The 18,552-nt window shown below is 34.9% G+C and carries 18 protein-coding genes; 10 read left to right on the top strand and 8 right to left on the bottom strand.

What is annotated here, in order from left to right:
• The first annotated feature begins 121 nt into the window (after window positions 1-121).
• The 4 genes from MR053_RS01450 (at window position 122) to MR053_RS01435 (ending at window position 4,633) form a co-directional block, all read left to right on the top strand.
• A complete protein-coding gene (locus MR053_RS01450; protein WP_242130725.1) occupies window positions 122-2,293 on the top strand; it encodes a histidine kinase in 2,172 nt (723 codons plus the stop codon).
• Window positions 2,294-2,559: 266 nt separating this feature from the next.
• Window positions 2,560-2,895 carry a GIY-YIG nuclease family protein gene (locus MR053_RS01445; protein WP_242130724.1) on the top strand — a complete coding sequence of 112 codons (336 nt, stop codon included), beginning with the start codon at window positions 2,560-2,562 and terminating at the stop codon, window positions 2,893-2,895.
• Window positions 2,896-3,189: 294 nt separating this feature from the next.
• Window positions 3,190-3,924, top strand: coding sequence for a LytR/AlgR family response regulator transcription factor (locus MR053_RS01440; protein ID WP_242130723.1), 735 nt, complete (start codon window positions 3,190-3,192; stop codon window positions 3,922-3,924).
• Between the two features lie 190 nt (window positions 3,925-4,114).
• The gene (locus MR053_RS01435; protein ID WP_242130722.1) at window positions 4,115-4,633 is read left to right on the top strand and encodes a gamma carbonic anhydrase family protein; all 519 of its coding nucleotides are present in this window, start codon (window positions 4,115-4,117) and stop codon (window positions 4,631-4,633) included.
• Between the two features lie 11 nt (window positions 4,634-4,644).
• Here the strand turns inward: MR053_RS01435 and murI are convergent, their stop codons facing one another.
• The 8 genes from murI to MR053_RS01395 form a co-directional block, all read right to left on the bottom strand.
• Window positions 4,645-5,424: a glutamate racemase gene (gene murI, locus MR053_RS01430; RefSeq protein ID WP_223551404.1), complete on the bottom strand. Its 780-nt coding sequence runs from the start codon at window positions 5,422-5,424 to the stop codon at window positions 4,645-4,647.
• 218 nt (window positions 5,425-5,642) lie between these two features.
• Window positions 5,643-6,149: an OmpH family outer membrane protein gene (locus MR053_RS01425; protein ID WP_242130721.1), complete on the bottom strand. Its 507-nt coding sequence runs from the start codon at window positions 6,147-6,149 to the stop codon at window positions 5,643-5,645.
• A 33-nt stretch (window positions 6,150-6,182) separates the two neighbouring features.
• On the bottom strand, window positions 6,183-7,211 hold the full coding sequence (locus MR053_RS01420) for an OmpH family outer membrane protein (RefSeq protein ID WP_223551402.1): 1,029 nt from the start codon (window positions 7,209-7,211) through the stop codon (window positions 6,183-6,185).
• Window positions 7,212-7,454: 243 nt separating this feature from the next.
• Entirely contained in the window at window positions 7,455-10,103 is a 2,649-nt protein-coding gene (locus MR053_RS01415) for a BamA/OMP85 family outer membrane protein (protein WP_242130720.1), read from the bottom strand.
• A complete protein-coding gene (locus MR053_RS01410; protein ID WP_242130719.1) occupies window positions 10,036-10,776 on the bottom strand; it encodes an isoprenyl transferase in 741 nt (246 codons plus the stop codon). Before MR053_RS01410 ends, MR053_RS01415 begins: the two co-directional genes overlap by 68 nt.
• Complete coding sequence (porG, locus tag MR053_RS01405) at window positions 10,777-11,466, bottom strand: type IX secretion system protein PorG (protein ID WP_223551399.1); 690 nt, start codon at window positions 11,464-11,466, stop codon at window positions 10,777-10,779.
• Between the two features lie 134 nt (window positions 11,467-11,600).
• The gene (locus MR053_RS01400) at window positions 11,601-12,485 is read right to left on the bottom strand and encodes an NAD kinase (RefSeq protein ID WP_223551398.1); all 885 of its coding nucleotides are present in this window, start codon (window positions 12,483-12,485) and stop codon (window positions 11,601-11,603) included.
• A gap of 5 nt (window positions 12,486-12,490) precedes the next feature.
• Complete coding sequence (locus tag MR053_RS01395) at window positions 12,491-13,150, bottom strand: CBS domain-containing protein (RefSeq protein ID WP_223551397.1); 660 nt, start codon at window positions 13,148-13,150, stop codon at window positions 12,491-12,493.
• Window positions 13,151-13,238: 88 nt separating this feature from the next.
• Here MR053_RS01395 and MR053_RS01390 point away from each other — a divergent pair, with 88 nt between their 5' ends.
• The 6 genes from MR053_RS01390 (at window position 13,239) to clpP (ending at window position 18,506) form a co-directional block, all read left to right on the top strand.
• The gene (locus MR053_RS01390) at window positions 13,239-13,955 is read left to right on the top strand and encodes a pyridoxine 5'-phosphate synthase (protein ID WP_223551396.1); all 717 of its coding nucleotides are present in this window, start codon (window positions 13,239-13,241) and stop codon (window positions 13,953-13,955) included.
• A gap of 79 nt (window positions 13,956-14,034) precedes the next feature.
• Window positions 14,035-14,796 carry an alpha/beta fold hydrolase gene (locus tag MR053_RS01385; RefSeq protein ID WP_242130718.1) on the top strand — a complete coding sequence of 254 codons (762 nt, stop codon included), beginning with the start codon at window positions 14,035-14,037 and terminating at the stop codon, window positions 14,794-14,796.
• An 8-nt stretch (window positions 14,797-14,804) separates the two neighbouring features.
• Window positions 14,805-15,665 (top strand): class I SAM-dependent methyltransferase, encoded by an 861-nt coding sequence (locus MR053_RS01380; protein WP_242130717.1) that lies wholly within the window; start codon window positions 14,805-14,807, stop codon window positions 15,663-15,665.
• A gap of 139 nt (window positions 15,666-15,804) precedes the next feature.
• The gene (locus MR053_RS01375) at window positions 15,805-16,152 is read left to right on the top strand and encodes a phage holin family protein (RefSeq protein WP_223551394.1); all 348 of its coding nucleotides are present in this window, start codon (window positions 15,805-15,807) and stop codon (window positions 16,150-16,152) included.
• A 93-nt stretch (window positions 16,153-16,245) separates the two neighbouring features.
• Window positions 16,246-17,574, top strand: a complete 1,329-nt coding sequence (gene tig, locus MR053_RS01370; protein ID WP_242130716.1) for a trigger factor — start codon at window positions 16,246-16,248, stop codon at window positions 17,572-17,574.
• Between the two features lie 257 nt (window positions 17,575-17,831).
• Window positions 17,832-18,506 carry an ATP-dependent Clp endopeptidase proteolytic subunit ClpP gene (gene clpP / locus MR053_RS01365; protein WP_223551392.1) on the top strand — a complete coding sequence of 225 codons (675 nt, stop codon included), beginning with the start codon at window positions 17,832-17,834 and terminating at the stop codon, window positions 18,504-18,506.
• The last annotated feature ends 46 nt before the right edge of the window (window positions 18,507-18,552 follow it).

The raw sequence follows: 18,552 nt of genomic DNA, 5'->3' as shown, positions 1-18,552 counted from the left end.
TGTAAAACAACGACTAGAATTAGGGAAGCATCTATTTTTAATTAAAAATCATTGTTTTTCATTTAAAGAGCATTTTATTATACCAGGTAAAGTGCGTAAGTTTAGCAGTATAAAAGTTATTATGGAACGCGTCAAAAACATTGTCCTGTTGTTTTGGTTGGTCTTGAGTACTGTTGCTGTAACAGCTCAAGATAGAGGGGGCATAGGTGATAATTCAAGATTTGTGGTAAGAGGTTCTGTAATAGAAAGCGATACCCGTAACCCTATTCCAAATGTAAATATTGAAGTTAACGGAGGTGTTTACACTTATACAAATAGTTTTGGTGAATTTAGGATTGAAGTGCGTATAGGTGATGAATTGACCATAAGTCATACCGATTTTCAAACTATTTATTATACCATACAGAGCAACGAACGTATTGAAGTACAGGTTGAACCTAATAATGATAATAGAGAATATATTAGGAGCAAAAAGAAAATGAAAAAGGAAACGTCCTTTAAATCTTTGGTGGATTCTGCTGAAGCCTATCTAAAAATTGATGCCCAAAAAAGCATTCAGTTTATTACTGATGCTTTGAAGGTAAGTAGCTCCGTAAAAGAAAATAGTGAGATATATGAAGTTTTAGGCGACATTAATATGCATTGGAAACAATACGATTTGGCTGTTTATAATTACAGGATTAGTCTTCAAAGTGTAACGTCCAATGAAACAAATTTGAAGTTGGCTAAGGCCTACATGTTAAACAAAAATTATCAGGAAAGTTTACAGATATATAAGGCTATTAATAAAAAGGAATTGTCTAATTGGCATTTGGTATCCTTGTATGAAGGTTTAGGTAATGTTTATTTTTTAATCAAAGATTTTGATGCTTCGATACATGCTTATAAAAAGGGCTTAGAGATAGCAAAAGAGCATGGGATTAAACCTAAGACAACCGATTTAAATTCAAAATTGGCAGAGGTATACAATGCTAAAGGAGAACCCGAAAAGGCTAGAGACTACTTTAATCAATCGCTTAAATTGGCTAATACGGTCAACAAGAAGCGGGCGGTTGAAGAAAAATTAAAAGTGGCCGATTTTGAAAACGATATCAATGAATTTTCAAGTGAAATCTCATTGCGCAAAGAAGCCTTAAATGAGATTAATGAAATAGAAAAAGACTCTGTTTTTAATAATGAAAGTGCACTAACCCCCCAAAAGCAAAACTATAAAATAGGGAATGCCTATGCTCTTCAGGGTAATTACGATAAAGCCATACCTTATCTGGAAAAAAGTATCGAGGAAGCTCATGATAAAGCCGATTTAATTGTAAAAAAGGATGCAACTAGAAAACTTTCGGAAGTGTATAAAAGTGCGGGCGATTACGACAAGGCACTGGTAAAATATCAGGAATATGTAGATTTAGTAGATCAAGTTTATATAAAAAGGGAGCAAGAAATATCACAAGCCGAGCGTATTCGCCGAGACCTTACCGCAAAACAAAACCGTATTTTAAGTTTGGAAAGCGGACGTGCTCTTTCCGAAAGTAAATATCAGCTATCCATAGAGCAGTCCAAGCGTCAAACACTTATTATCTATTCACTTATTGGAGGTTTGCTGTTACTATTGTTAACGGCTTTTTTAATGTATAAGTATATAAGGCAACAACGGTTAGCAAATTATTTATTGGCACTAAAAAGTTTGCGTAGCCAGATGAATCCGCATTTCATTTTCAATGCCTTAAACTCGGTAAACAGTTTTATTGCTTCAAACGACGAACGCACGGCCAACAAATATTTAAGTGATTTCTCCCTATTGATGCGTGCTGTTTTGGAGAACAGTGATGAAGATTTCATTCCTCTGGGAAAAGAGATTGAATTGCTTAAACTGTACATCCAATTAGAACATTTTAGGTTTCAGGATAAGTTTGATTATACCATAAACGTTGATGAACATGTCAATATTGACGATTTTGTAATTCCTCCAATGTTGTTGCAGCCTTATATAGAGAATGCGGTGTGGCACGGCCTTAGGTATAAAAAAGAAATGGGATACTTAGCTATTTCAATAACACAAACCAAGGATGATGAAATAACCATAAGCATTACCGATGATGGTATTGGTAGGAGAAAATCAAAAGCCTTAAAAACAAAACACCAGCAGAGGCAAAACTCAAAAGGTATGGGCAACATTAAAAAAAGGGTCGCTATTTTAAATACCATGTATAAAGACAAGGTTAATGTTTTTGTTAGCGATTTACAAGATGCGGATGATACAGGCACAAAAGTAACAGTAACACTTAAAAGGGATTAAAAAGTTGGCAGTATGCAGTTGCAGTAACCAGTTCATGTGTGTTAGAATGAGCAGTAAAACCAAATCAATATGTTTTGTCATGCTGAGCTTGTCGAAGCATAAACTGGCGCGAGTTAAGGAAAGTTCATCCTCGACAGGCTCGGACTGACAGTTCAACTAGGAATAGGCAATGAAGAGGAAAATTTCAAATTAGCCCATGAATGAGTAAAAGGACAAATTAAGGGACTATGTCATGCTGAGCTTGTCGAAGCATAATCAATAATAGTATGAAGTTTTATTATGTATACATATTGATCTGTTCAGACAATACCTATTATACTGGTATGACAAATGATTTGGAACGAAGACTTAATCAACATCACCAAGGATACAAAATAGATGGTTATACATTTTCAAGACGTCCAGTTGAACTTAAATGGTATTTGCAATGTACCAATCCGAGTGAAGCAATTGAAATTGAAAAACAAATCAAAGGATGGTCCCATAAAAAGAAGGAGGCATTGATTAATGAAAACTGGAATGACTTGGTTGAATTTTCAAAAAATTATTCAGAATATGGGCATCCAGATAATAGAGATAAGTCCTCGACAAGCTCGGACTGACAGAGTAACAATTGCATTGGCATCATAACAGCATATAATCTGGTTTTACAATAAGAACCGTAAAGCCAAATGGAAGCACAATGTCATGCTGAGCGTGTCGAAGCATAAATGGGATAGCTAGGTAAACAAAGACCGTCCTCGACAGGCTCGGACTGACAGTTCAACTATAAATTGTCAGCTAGGGTAAAATTTAAACTGGGCCAATCAATGAGCAGTAAAGACAAATCAATGAACTATGTCATGCGAAAGGAGCGTGTCGGAACATATTAAAGAATTAATAATAAAATCAAAAATATGAAACTAAACGCCATCATAGTCGAAGACGAAGAAACCAGCAGGGAAATTCTAAAGAATTACCTTAAAAAATACTGCCCTAGCATTATGGTTTTGGGTGAAGCTGTCAATATAGATGATGCCCTAGTTTTAATACGTAACAACGATTTAGATTTGGTCTTTCTGGATGTAGAAATGCCCTATGGCAATGCCTTTGATTTATTGGAAAAGGTAGGCGATGTTAACTTCGAAACTATTTTTGTTACTGCCTACAACCATTATGCTATAGAAGCCCTAAATGCGCATGCCTCTTATTACTTAATGAAACCTATTTCTATTGATGAACTCATTAAAGCCGTAGATTATGTTACAGAGATTAAGATTAAAGAAGAGGCTCTGCAAAATCAGGTATTGGTTCCAAAAACAAGTACCGTGAATGGTAAGATTACCATTCCGCAATTAGATGGGTTTGAAGTCATAGATACATCTGTCATTTTATATTGTAAAGCCGATGATAATTATACCGAAATCTATTTAAAAAATAATAAAAAGAAACTGGTAAGTAAGACACTTAAATATTTTGAAGATGCCTTAGTAAATGCTAGTTTTGCACGTGTACATAAATCGTATTTGGTAAACGTAAACGAAGTGGTAAAATACCAAAAAGGAAAAGGCGGGAGCGTGGTTTTAAGTAACGGAAAGGAACTTATGGTATCGGCTTCCAGAAAATCGGAGTTGCTGGCTTATTTTAAATGACCCTTTTGTCATTCACGCGAAGGTGGGAATCTCAATATGTATAATCTAGTTTTAATCGAAAAGAATTCCCTGTATGCTTGCATCGGGGTTTCCGCTGAAATTGTCATTCCCATGAAATCGAAGATTCATGAATTCATGAATATGAAATAAGAATCAATGAATAAAAAGGGAATCTAAAATAACCGAGTTTATGCCAATAATAAAATCAGTAAAAGGAAGGTCACCCCAAATACCAAGTGACTGTTATATTGCCGAAAATGCAACCATAGTGGGAGATGTAGTTATGGGAAACCAGTGTAGTGTATGGTTTAATGCCGTAATTCGAGGTGATGTGCATTATATAAAAATGGGTAATAAGGTTAACGTTCAAGATGGGGCAGTAATACATGCCACTTATCAAAAATCACCAACCAATATAGGTGATAATGTGTCCATTGGGCATAATGCCATTGTACATGGTTGTACCATACATGACAATGTGTTGGTGGGTATGGGCAGTATTATTATGGACGATTGTGTGGTAGAGAGCAACAGCATTATTGCGGCAGGAGCTGTTGTTACACAAAATACGCGGGTCGAAGCAGGAAGCATTTATGCAGGTGTACCGGCCAAAAAAGTAAAGGATATAAGTGAGGAGCTTATTTCGGGTGAAATCAATCGAATTGCCAATAACTATATTAAATATTCTGGGTGGTTTAAGGAAAAGTGAATGTTCTGAAATTAAAAACTTAAATATTTAATAGAGATGTTTTTACCTAAAACGGATTGCATTACTTCTGGATTACCATTTGTAAAAAACTGAATTTGTGCTTTGTTTTTTTGTGGGTTAATCAATTGATTTTTTTCCAATACAGCTTTGGTTTGCCGTGCCACAGCTTCACCTGAATCTATAATTTTTACATGATGAGGCAGTAAATCGTTAAGAATAGGGATTAAATATGGGTAATGGGTGCAACCTAAAACCAAATAATCAATATTGGCTTCAAGCATGGGCTTTAAATATAGGTTTAAAAGGGCCCTCATGTCATCTGAATATAGTTTCCCTGTTTCAATAAGTTCCACAATGCCATCACCAACCTGTTCTACCACTTTAATATTGCTGGCAAACAAGGTAGAGGTCTTAGAAAATAAAGAACTGCTTAATGTCCCTTTGGTAGCTAATATGCCTATGGCTTGATTTTTAGTTTGAAGCGCTGCAGGTTTTATGGCAGGTTCTATACCTATAAAAGGAACGTTATAGTTTTGCCTTAGGTAATCTATGGCATTAGTGGTGGCTGTATTACAGGCTACCACAATAAGTTTGCAGTTTCTTTCTAAAAGGAATTCGGTGTTTTTTATACTTAAATCAATGATGGTCTGTTTGCCTTTTATGCCATAAGGGGCGTTGGCACTATCGGCTAGATAAATAGTGTTTTCATGTGGTAAAAGGGTATGTATCTCTTTCCAGATAGATGTGCCGCCAACACCAGAGTCGAAAATACCAATAGGTTGTTTGTTCATTTAACTTAAATTCCTATAAAATTAACTATTTCTTTTGTCATTCAGAAGGAGGCCAAAGGTTGACTGAAGGATCTATTATACTACAATAAGAGATTCTTCACTGCGTTCAGAATGACAAATCCAAGTTAAAGAAAAAGCTGCTAATTACTTTGAATAGCCTCAGTAAACAGCAGCTTTTTTGTTATTTGGAAAGATTCCTGCGTAGGCAGGAATGACAATTAAATACCTAATTCTTTCTTAACGTCGTCCAATAGGTTTTTGCCATCAGACATAATAACGATATTTTGTGAAGAATCCAAAACATAATCGAAGCCTTGGGCCCTTGCGACTTTTAAAATAGCCGTTCTGGCTTTTTCAGTTATTGGCTTTAATAAGTCAATTTCTTTCTTCTGCATATCTTGTTGTGCATCGGCTTGAAACTGTTGGATGCGTTGTTGCTTTTCCTGTAGTTCTAAACCTCTTTTTTGGTTCTCTTCATCAGTTTTTGTAGCTGCTTCGGCTTCATATTGCTTTACTGTATTTTGGTACTCGGTAATGGAAGCTTGCATATCAGCCTGATAGGTTTTTCCTAAAGACTCCAATTCAGATTGAGCCTCTTTCATTTCTGGCATCGCGTTAATCAATTCAGCAGTATTTATATGAGCAACTTTACTCTGGGCTTGTGAAAAACTAACCGTTCCTATACATAATGCCGCTGCCAATAAAATAGTTTTTAAATGTTTCATTGTTTTAAATAGTATTAAATGTGTTATAAATTGTTAATTGTTGTTTAGAGAGTCCTTGGCCTTTTGTCGTTCTTCAATAGCTTTTTGGCGCTCTTCTAATATTTTCTTTTTACGTTCTTCTAGTTCCTTTTTACGTTTTTCCCTATCTGCTAATTTTTTTTGTCGGTTCTCTTCAATGAGTTGCTCCCTGGTTTTAGGAGTTTCTACAGTTATTGAATCCTTAGTGGTTTGAATGCTACTTTTTTCAGTTGCACTTTTTCCATCGTCATTGGTGTTTTCGTCCCTCGATTGTAACTTATCCTCCCTTGCTTTGGCACGTTCGTCTAAAATTTGTTGTCTGCGCTCTTCAGCAGCTTTCTTTTTAGCTTCTCTGTTTGCTAAAATCTCTTGTCTTCGTTTTTCAATGGCACTTTCCCGTTCTGTTTTTTTCTCCTCTAAGGCTCGTTCGCGTTCTTCGAGTTCATAATTTATTTCTGGAACCAACTCTTCTTCCTCGGCAGCTTTACGCTCCGCTTTCGATGAAACTTGTCTGCGTTTGGACGATCGTGTTATAGTTCTTAATATTTGATCGCTTAAATCGTAGGCCTTATTGGAGTACAACATCACCACATCTGCCGACTTATCAAAAATAAAATCATACTTTTTACCAGCTGCTACATCTTGTACTGCGGCGAAAATTTGATCTTGTATGGGTTGCATCAATTGTTTTTTCTGAATAAACAGGTCACCATTAGGGCCAAATCGCTTTTGCTGATAATCCAAGATCTCCTTTTCTTCATAATACAAATCCTCTTCACGTTCATCGATAAGCTCCTTGGTCAATAAGGCTTTTTCATTACTCAGTGCGGTACGCTTTTGATCCAATTCACTTAAACGTCCATCAATTTCAGTTTTCCATTTTTGAGCCTTATTTTCCAATTGCGTTGTAGCTTCTTGATATTCTGGTACATTTTCCAAAATATACTCTGTGTCTATATATCCAATTCTTACACCTCTTTGCGCTTGAACAGAAAAACAGGACAAGAATACGAATGTCAATAAAAAAAGAACCTTATGTTTCATCTTGATTAATTTCATTAATTTTTAATAGTTGGATACCATTCGCAAAATAAAAATTTTAGATTGCTCATTTCAAAATTAACGAATTTTAATCTTAAAAATTTCATCTGTTTATATTTCATTGTTTTTTATTGGTCAGATGTAATTCACCAATAATCATTTCGGTTGGTATAAACTTCTTGTTATAGCTCATTTCTTATCAATACATAGATGTTAGAAAATATCGTGCCAAAATTAAATACCTAATTAAAATTGTTGTCCAATAATAAAGTGGGTTTCCCACCCATGCTTTGTGCCAGTATCTCCAGGAATGGTATCGAAACCATGCCCAAAGTCTATTCCTAACAACCCAAAAGCAGGCATAAAAATACGCACGCCCAAACCAGCAGAACGCTTAATATTAAATGGATTGTAATCCCTAAAACTGTTATAGGAAGCACCACCTTCTATAAACGTAAGCCCATAAATTTTTGCTGATGCACCAAGCGTAATGGGGTAGCGCAATTCCAAAGAAAATTTATTGTAAATGGTGCCACCATCTTGATTGGATAACGATTGGTTAGGATAACCTCGTAAAGCAATAGTTTCCCGGCCATCTAGGCTATAACCTCCTAAGCCATCACCACCTAGGAAATAACGTTCAAATGGAATAACTCCTCTATCATTATTATAGGCTCCTAGAAAACCAAACTCTATACTTGGCTTTAAAACTAGGTTTTTCACAAGTTGTGTATACCAATCACCCTTAAAGCTAATCTTATAAAATTCTAACCAATTGTAGCGTTCCTGGTCTATTTCACCAATTCTATTTGAAGCATCTGTTCTGTCAGCATTTGAACTATTTGGATTGGATAAAACTTCTTGCTTTTCATCGCGTTCACTTTTTAAGGCTGCATAATCTACATTGTTAAATAATGAATAAGGAATAGATAGTTTGGCAGTAACTGCAAAACTAGATCCTCCCGTAGGAAAAATAGGATCTATACGTGTATTGTTTCTGCTTAAACCAACGGTGTAGGACAAGTTCTTTGAACTACCGTTGCCAAACGTAAAAAGTCCTGTATTGTAATTTTGTAAATCGTAGTGTTGAAAACTAATAGCTTGTGATAAGGTAAAATAATCATCTGGCACCGATAAACGCTTTGCTAGTCCAAGTGTAACTCCCGTAATATTAAACCGTCGGGATTTATCAGCCTTTCTTGTTATAAAATCATATAAAAACTGTTTGGTATGGGAAATGGATGCCGAAAACTGTACAGGACGTTTACCGCCTAACCATGGCTCTGAAAATGAAAAACTATAGGTTTGGTAAAAACGACTGGCTTGCAAACGTAATGCTAATTTCTGGCCATCTCCCATAGGTATGGGTTTGTAGGCCTTTTTGTTGAAAATATCTTTTATGGCAAAATTGTTAAACGAAAGCCCTAAAGTACCAATAAAGCCACCGCCTCCATAGCCGCCTTGAAGCTCAATTTGGCTGGATCCAGCTTCTTTTACCTTGTATTCAATATCTACCGTACCTTCATTAGGATTAGGGTTTTGTATGTCTGGAGTTAATTCCTGCGCGTCGAAAAAACCTAACTGTCCCAGTTCCCTTATGGTACGTACTACATTGGCTTTACTATAAAGTTGTCCCGGGCGTGTACGTAGTTCACGGTATATTACATGGTCGTTGGTTTTGTCGTTACCAGAAACACTAATGTTGTTAAAATAAGCCGGTTTGCCTTCTATGATTCTAATTTCAAGATCAATAACATTATTGTCGGCACTTACTTCAACAGGGTTAACATCTGAAAACAAATAACCATTGTTTTGGTATTGATTTTTAATATCAATTGCATCCGGCTTAGAGGGATCTTCAATTCTTTTTTCCAATAGCACACCATTGTATGTATCTCCCTTTTTTATACGTAAGATTCTGTTTAAAAATTGGTCGCTGTAAACCGTATTACCAATAAATTTAATATCTCCAAAGGTATATAGGTTACCTTCGTTAACATCGATCTTTAATGATATGGTTTTATCGTTATTTATAATTAGGCTGTCAGATATAATACGGGCATCCCTGTAACCATTTTCTTTATATTTATCTATAACATGACCTAGATCGGCTTGGTAGGCAGAATCGACATATTTTGAGCGTTTAAGGATACGAAGCCTATTTATTTTTTTTGTGCTCTTCATAGCCTTTCTAAGCTTTTTGTTATTTAAAACCGTATTGCCATTAAACACAATATCCTTAATTTTAACCTTCTCGCCTTTATCGATATTAAGGACCATGTTTACCCGAGGGGTTTTAATGGAGTCTTTAACCTCTATGGTGTTAATGTGTACTTTAGTGTTTAAAAAGCCTTCCTTTTTGTACTTGGTCTCTAAAAAGTTTTCGGTAGTTTTAATAAGGTTTTCAGTAACCTTAACACCTTTATTTAATTTATTGTCTTTAATAATAGCTTCTATTTTTCCTTTTTTTACACCATTAACCTTAATCTCATTAAGTTGAGGTAAATCGGATAATCTGATTTCCAAGTAAACGGTATCCCCTTCAAAAACACGGTAAATTTCAATATCACTAAACAATTTAGAGTCCCATAACTTTTTAATTGCAAAAGCAATATCTTCTCCAGGAACACTTATTTCCTTACCTTCCCTTAATCGGGAATATGAAATTATGGTTTGATCGCTAAAGGTTGTGTTTCCAGAAACTGTAATGCCTCCAATAGTATATTTTTTACTGTTCGATATATTTTGAGCTTGTAGGCAATTGAAGCTGGCAATGAAAACTAAAACTATTGCACAGGCTTTTTTATAAGCAGATAGGTATAGACTCTTAGCTGAGTTGTTCACTTGTTTTCCCAAATCGTCGTTCTCTTTTTTGATATTCAATAATCGATTCATACAAATGTTGCTTTGTAAAATCTGGCCAAAGTGTATTGGTAAAGTACAATTCGGCGTATGCAATTTGCCATAGTAAAAAGTTACTTATACGTTTTTCTCCACTGGTCCTGATAAGTAAATCTACGTCTGGTAAATTTTGCGTGTAAAGATGCTCATTTATAATTGATTCATCAATTTTTTCGGGCGAAATTATATTATTTTTAACTTTAATGCTAATTTCTTTAACTGTGTTTATCAATTCTTCCCTAGAACCGTAGCTTAGCGCTATGGTTAATATCATACGATTATTGTTTTTTGTGGCTTCAATAACCTCAAGCAGTTCTTTATGAACCTTAGTTGGTAAAGTTGTTAAGTTGCCTATTGCAGAAAGTTGTATGTCATTGTCTTGAAGAGTTTTAATCTCTTTTTTTAACGAAGTAACCAAAAGCTTCATTAAGGTTTGTACCTCTAGTTTGGGCCTGTTCCAGTTTTCTGTAGAAAATGCGTAAAGTGTTAAGTTTTTTATACCCAATTCAGCCGAAGCTTCAACAGCTCGTTTAACAGCCTTAGCGCCATTTTCGTGGCCAAAAGTACGCAACATGCCTTTTTGTTTGGCCCACCTGCCATTGCCATCCATAATAATAGCTATATGTTTGGGTAGTGTTTTACTTTTTATGTCTTCAATTACATCCATTTAATTTTCTGGGCAATAACAAGGGTTTAGTCCAAAAGTATAGGTTAGTGTGATACCTGAAAACACATACCAATCGTAGTTGTTTATATTTCCAAATCTATATTGTTGCAAATTTTCATCATTGGGTACACTGCCATCCAATCCATCTGAAAAGGTATATCTAGCACCTACTTCTACACTTAAAATAAAATTATCTAGAAACGTCGTTTTTAAGCCTAGGGCCATTGGAATACCAAAGGTCCAGTTACTAGTATTTTCTTGAGTTTGAACGCCATTCAAAAAATAATAGTCGTCGTGATGGGCAACACTAATACCTCCATATAAATAAGGTGTTGTCAATTTTTTTCCGGTATGCAGATCGAAATCAAAAAAAGTAAATTCCATTCCTAAAGAAAGTTCTATGATTTCATTAGTAAATTCATAGCCTCTTTGTATTCGCCTTAGATCGTCTGAATTTGTGTCGACGCCTTCTAATTCTGTAAAAATTAATGATGCACGCCACGAGTGTCTAGGGCTTCTATTCCATTTATAAACGCCGCCAAAAGCAAGTTGATTTGGGGCTATATAATTTGTAGCACCAACATCACCAATAAAATTACTACCTCCCAAAAAAAGTCCAACTTCATGAATTTGGGAATGAGATAAATGGATACTTAAAATGCTTAATATCAATATGGTTAAATGCCTCATATATATACAAAAGTTTGCAAATATAATAAATAAGATGGGCCCATAATAATTTGAACCCATTAGTCTTGTTTAAAACTACAAATGCCCAAAAATATTGTTTAGAACTTCTTGGGGGTTAATAGTGTTTTTGCTCGTTAATTGCGTTTGTCCTGGCCCCAAAGCAGTTTTTTTCTAAGGGTAACCAAAAAGCTTTCGTTTAAAAGATCAAGCATCTTAATCTTAAAATTGGCTTTTTTAATAGTAATGATAGTGCCATTGTTAAGTGTAGCGATTCTGGAATCTAAGGATATTAGATGTTGTGCTTCCCTGCCATCTACTTTTAACTGTATTTGTGTTGAGTCTGGAATGACCAAGGGGCGAACACCTAAATTATGGGGAGCAATAGGGGTTAATACAAAACTATTGGCACCAGGGGTAATAACTGGCCCGCCACAACTTAAAGAGTACCCTGTTGAGCCTGTTTGTGTAGATATAATTAAACCATCACTCCAATACGATGTTAGGTATTCACCATCCATAAGAGTTTCAACAATAATCATGGAGGCGGTGTTTTTTCTGCTAACCGTAACCTCGTTTAATGCAAAATTGAAAGACGAAATGCTTTTATTTTCAGGCTGTGTTTCAACAGAAAGTAAACTGCGTTCAGAAATTTTATAGTTACCATCAATAATGTCTTGTATAGCACTCTCGATTTGGTCGTCCTGGATGGTTGCTAAAAAACCTAAACGCCCAGTATTAATACCTATAATGGGAATATCTGTATCCTTAACAAAGGTAATGGCCCTTAAGATGGTACCATCACCACCAACGCTAATGAGCAAATCAAATGAATCATCTAAAGTATCGAAGGTTTTAAAGGATGCAAAATCTTTAATGATAGTTGAATTGTTTTTTATAAGCTGATAGAATTCTGTTTCTATATAAGCTTCAATATTTTTTTTTAGTAAATAATTAAAAAGCGTCAATACCGAAGCACTTGTGGTTTTGTTATAAAAGCGTCCAAAAACTGCAACCTTCATAAGTATTACATGTTTAAATATTTGTTCAAATAATCTGAGCGATCTTTAAGTGTTTTATTGTAGGTGTCATCTTCGTGACCCGATACAATATTATAGCTATACCTTCTAAAGGTATGCAGCACATCATTTAATGAAGCATTGCTAATTTTAATAGTAACCTGTACCACATCGTTTTTTGTTTTAGAAACAAAAGCACCTAATAACTTTCCGTCATTAGATTCAATGATTTGACTAATTTCGCTAAACGAATAATCGTTGATGCCCTTTTCAATTACCAGTATTTCTCCTGGTTCTATAAAGAAGGGTGATTCACCAAAAAGACTTATTACATCATTAAGTTCATAGTATCCTAAATAACGATTGCCATCATCTAAAACAGGCATGATGTTACTGGAATTTCTGGCAAAAGCCTCGAGTACATCTAGCCATAACGTAGTGTTTTTAACATAGAAATTTTCATAGGCATAGCTAAAATCACTTATGGGTTTGCTGCCATCAAAACAATGCACATCGGTTTCAAACAAACATCCTAAATAATTAAAGTCATTATCAATAACAGGGATATGGGAATAAGTTAACTGATTGAACAATAGTTGCAAATCACTTATTTGTCCTTTATTGTTTACAGGTGTTATGTCATTTATAATTAATTCTGAAAGTTTCACTTAATGAGGGTTTACAGCATGCAAATTAATTAAAAAAATAGTATTTAAGGTTGTTCTACTTTGTATTTTTGCCTTTTAAAACAAATACATGACAAAGTTAAGCGTAAATATTAATAAGATAGCCACATTGCGTAATTCCAGAGGAGGCGATGTGCCCAATGTGGTACAGTTTGCAAAGGATGTGCAGCGTTTTGGAGCTGAAGGGGTAACCATTCATCCAAGGCCAGACGAACGTCATATTCGTTACCAAGATGCACGTGATTTAAAGCCAGAGGTTAACACTGAATATAACATTGAAGGGAATCCTATTGACTCTTTTGTTAAATTGGTTTTAGAAGTGAAACCAACACAGGTAACTTTAGTGCCAGATGCAGTTGATGCCATTACCAGTAATGCAGGTTGGGATACCTTAAAACACAATAGTTTTTTAATGGATGTTATAAAAGAGTTTAAAAATAACGGTATTAGAACCTCTATTTTTGTTGATCCAGTCTTAAATCAAATAGAAGGGGCAAAGGCTACTGGAACTGATCGTATTGAGTTATACACTGAGGCTTTTGCGCATCAATATAGTCTAGGAAACGAAAAGGCGGTTGTGCCTTATGTAACATGTGCTCAGTTAGCGACTAATTTGGGAATGGGTGTTAATGCCGGTCATGATCTGTCATTGGACAACATCGAGTTTTTTAAAAATGAAGTGCCAAACTTATTAGAGGTTTCTATTGGTCATGCATTAATAGCTGAAAGTTTATATTTGGGTGTGGAAAATGTGATTCAGATGTATCTTAATAAACTTAAAGGGTAGAATTATGGAGACTGCGTTTATCGAAGTCTCAAAATTTAGATTATAGTGGCTTCGAGAGCCTTGCCACTAAGAGAATTTTATGATATTACATTCAAATATAATAGGAGAAGGTAAACCACTTGTGATCCTACATGGGTTTTTGGGTATGAGTGATAATTGGAAAACACTGGGTAAACAATTTAGTGATTTCGGTTTTCAAGTGCATTTGGTAGATCAGCGGAACCATGGTAGAAGTTTTTGGAGCAACGAGTTTAATTATGAGTGCCTTGTAGAAGATTTAAAAGTTTATTGCAACCATTATCAGTTAGAAGATATTATTTTGCTAGGGCACTCCATGGGAGGTAAAACGGCTATGTTGTTCTCTACCTTATATCCGGAATTGGTTTCAAAATTATTAGTGGTCGATATTTCTCCACGATTTTATCCCATACACCACGATTTGATTTTGGAGGGGCTTTCGGCATTAAACTTTGATGAAATACAAAGCAGGGCAGAAGCCGATAGCGTTTTAAGTCACTATGTTTCAGATTATGGGACACGTCAATTTTTATTGAAAAACTTGTATTGGGAAGAGAAAGGACGTTTAGGATTGCGTATTAACTTAGACATTTTAAAACAAGAGGTTGGCGAGGTAGGTGAAGCCTTGCCTGCATTTGCTACGTTTGATAAGAATGTCCTGTTTTTAAGAGGAGATCGATCGGAGTATATAGGTATTGATGACGAAAATATAATCCTTAATCACTTTCCCCAAGCTAAAATAGTGACCATTGCAAATGCGGGACACTGGCTCCATGCTGAAAATCCAAAGGACTTTTTTGAAGCGGTTATAAAGTTTGTTTAATTTTTTATATGAACAAGACAAAGCGATTACGGGATTTTTGGTACAGATTATCTTCGAATCAAAGGTTTGTGATAAGAAGATTGTATTATTTACCTATAGATTTGTGGGATACCTTTTTAGGAAAAAGACATAAATATGTACCGCCAAGGGGAATGATTTACACAGGTTCTTCCATAGGGTCAAAGGCATATATAAAACAGGGTCAGTTTCAGTTAAATTTACTAAAAGAAGAGATAGATTTATTGCCTAGCGATAATGTTTTGGATATTGGTAGTGGGGTAGGAAGAACTGCAATAGCTCTTACAGAGCATCTAAACAATGAGGGGGCTTATGATGGGTTTGATGTTGTGAAAAAAGGTGTAGATTGGTGTAATAAAGGAATAGGTAAGGATTTTTCTAATTTTAAGTTCAAATATGTTCCTCTTTTTAATGATTTGTACAATACTTCCAAATTGAAGGCTACAGAATTTGAGTTTCCTTATGCAGATAATAATTTTGATAAGGTGTTCTCAATCTCATTGTTCACCCATTTGCAATTGGAAGAAATTCAACACTATTTTCATGAAATATCTAGGGTGGTGAAGCCAAATGGGATGTGTTTTTCAACATTTTTCTTGTACGACTCAAATGATGAAGAGTATATAGCAAATCGTGATTATTTTAATTTTCCGCACAAAAGAGAAGGGTTTAGGTTAATGAATGAAAATGTTAAATCTGGTAATATTGCCATTCATAAAGATGAGCTAAAGCGGATGCTTAAAAAAGCTGGTTTGGAGTGTTTAAAAATTGTGGATGGGTTTTGGAAGAGTAAGGAGGTAGATGATTCAAGAAAAGAATATCAAGACATTGTGGTTTTTAAGAGAGTTTAATAGCAGGCCGTTCCCTAAAATATTCACCATTGCAAATGCGGGACACTGGATCCATGCCGAAAATCCGAAGGACTTTTTTGAAGCGGTTATTAAGTTTGTCCTTTAGTTTTTTTGTATTTTTATTGAAATCTCAAAAATTATGAAATTGATTCTTAAACTTTTATTAAATGCTCTAGCGGTTGTAATTCTTGCCAATATATTGTCTGGGGTTTATGTAGATGGCTATGTTACCGCTATTATTGTGGCCCTAGTCCTATCTGTTTTAAATTTATTGGTTAAGCCTATTCTAATCATTTTTACATTGCCAATAACCATAGTGACCTTAGGCCTGTTTTTACTCATTATAAATGCTCTGATCATCTTATTGGCCGATAATTTAATTACCGGATTTTCGGTAACAAATATTTGGTGGGCATTAATATTTAGTGTGTTACTTTCCATACTGCAATCTATACTACATTCACTTTTAAAAGAAGATAAAAAATAGCTTCAAAATCAAGCAATTAAAACTTTGTCGGGATGCAAAAAATATTATACTTTTGCATCCCGATTTTGGTTATCTAATATTATAGTTTAAAACATGAATATTACAAGAGAAAACGTTGATGCATTGAATGCGGTAGTAAAAGTAGATATTGCTAAAGAAGACTACAGTGATAAGGTTGAAAAAATCTTAACAGATTATCGTAAAACGGCAAACATTCCTGGCTTTAGAAAAGGACATGTGCCAATGGGTATGGTGAAAAAGCAATATGGTAAGGCAGTATTGGTCGATGAAGTAAACAAACTATTGCAAGGCGCATTAAACAAATATCTTACCGAAGAAAAGTTGGATGTTTTAGGGCAGCCACTTCCAAAGCCACAGGATAACATCGATTGGGATGCCGATGCGTTTACATTTGAATTTGAGTTAGGGTTAGCTCCTGAATTTGAAGTCAATCTTAAAAGTAAAAAGGCTATAACCCATTACAATATTGTTGCCGATGATAAAATGATAAGTGAGCAAGTAGAGCGTATTCAAAAACAGTACGGTAAGTTAGTCTCTCAGGATGTAGTTGAAAAGGATAGTGAGGTAACAGGTGCTTATAAAAACGAAGAAAAAGAAATAGACAATACGGTTACTTTAACTTTAGATAAATTTAAGGGTAAAGCTACCGAAAAGAAGTTTGTTGGTGCTAAAGTTGGTGATGTTATAACATTAAAAACAAAAGGACTTTTTGATGATGAACATGAGTTGATGCATGCCTTGAAACTAGGACATGATGAAGTTCACGGCTTGGATATTGAAGTAACTTTTACTATTACAGAAATCAATAAGCGCGAATTAGCCGATTTAGATCAAGAATTATTTGATAAACTTTTTGGTAAGGATGTGGTAAAGTCGGTAACCGAATTGAAAACAAAAATAAAAGAGGATGCCGAAAAGCAATTTGTGCAACAAGCCGACCAAAAGTTGTTGAATGATGTTACCGAATATTTGGTTGATAATACAAAGTTTGATTTGCCTGCTGAATTTTTAACAAAATGGTTACAGGCTTCAGGTGAAAAGGAAATGGACTCAGAACAGGCTAAAGAAGAGTATGAAAAGTCAGAAAAGAGCTTGCGTTATCAATTAATTGAAGGAAAGCTTATTGAAGACAATAACATTAAAGTGACCATGGATGATATTAAGAATCATGCAAGACAGATGATTAAAGCGCAAATGGCTCAATTTGGACAAATGAATCCTTCTGATAAGGAATTAGACGATATTGCAGCTCGTGTGTTGTCCAATCAAGAAGAAGCCCGTCGTATTTCAGAACAATTAATAAGTCAGAAATTATTGGAAGTTTACAAAGAAAAAGCAAATATCAAGGTAAAAGAATTGAGTTATGAAGACTTTGTTAAAGAAGTCTACGGCGACAAATAAATCAAATAATAATTCATTATATTTAGGCGCTTAAACTCATTTGGTTTAAGCGCTTTTTTATTCGGGGTAAATAATTAATTAGTTTGCCCGAATAAAAATTAGTTCATTGTCACTCAGGGTGTAAGCGAAGAGCTTATCTTTTGTTTGAGATTCCATGCCTCGCTTCTAGGAATTTTTATTTCATTTCAACACACACTGCATGGCGCATTTAGAATGACGTATTTTAAGTTAACCGAATTAAAAAACAAAAATATATTATGGATTACGCAAAGGAATTTCAAAAATTCGCGATAAAAGACCAAGGCATTAGTAGCACATACTATAATAAAATAATAAGTAGCATGTACCCTACTAATTTAACGCCAAACATTATTGAAGAACGCCAGATGAACATTGCTATTTTTGATGTTTTTTCCCGTTTAATGATGGACCGTATCATTTTTATGGGTACAGCTATAAATGATCAGGTAGCAAACATTATTCAGGCACAGTTGTTGTTTTTAGAAAGTGTAGACGCTTCAAAGGATATTCAAATATATATTAATTCTCCAGGAGGTAGTGTTTATGCAGGTTTAGGGATTTACGATACCATGCAGTTTATCAAACCAGACGTAGCCACCATTTGTACAGGTATGGCAGCCTCTATGGGAGCCGTGTTGTTATGTGCTGGAGAAAAAGGAAAACGTAGTGGATTGACCCATTCCAGAGTAATGATTCACCAACCCTTAGGTGGAGCACAAGGACAAGCCAGTGATATAGAAATTACAGCTAGGGAAATATTAACCCTAAAGGAAGAACTTTATAAAATCATAAGTAAGCACTCTGGACAAGATTATGACAAAATATATAATGATAGTGACAGGGATTATTGGATGAAAGCCGATAAAGCTAAGGAATATGGTATGATAGATGAGGTTTTGACAAGGAATTAAAATAAAATTTGTAGTTTTATATTGCCTTAGAAATGAGGGTTTAAGA

Source organism: Aestuariivivens marinum, from assembly GCF_022662175.1.
Lineage (GTDB): Bacteria > Bacteroidota > Bacteroidia > Flavobacteriales > Flavobacteriaceae > Aestuariivivens > Aestuariivivens marinum.
Note: the sequence above shows the minus strand (reverse complement) of the source record. Positions and strands in the feature narration are given on the sequence as shown.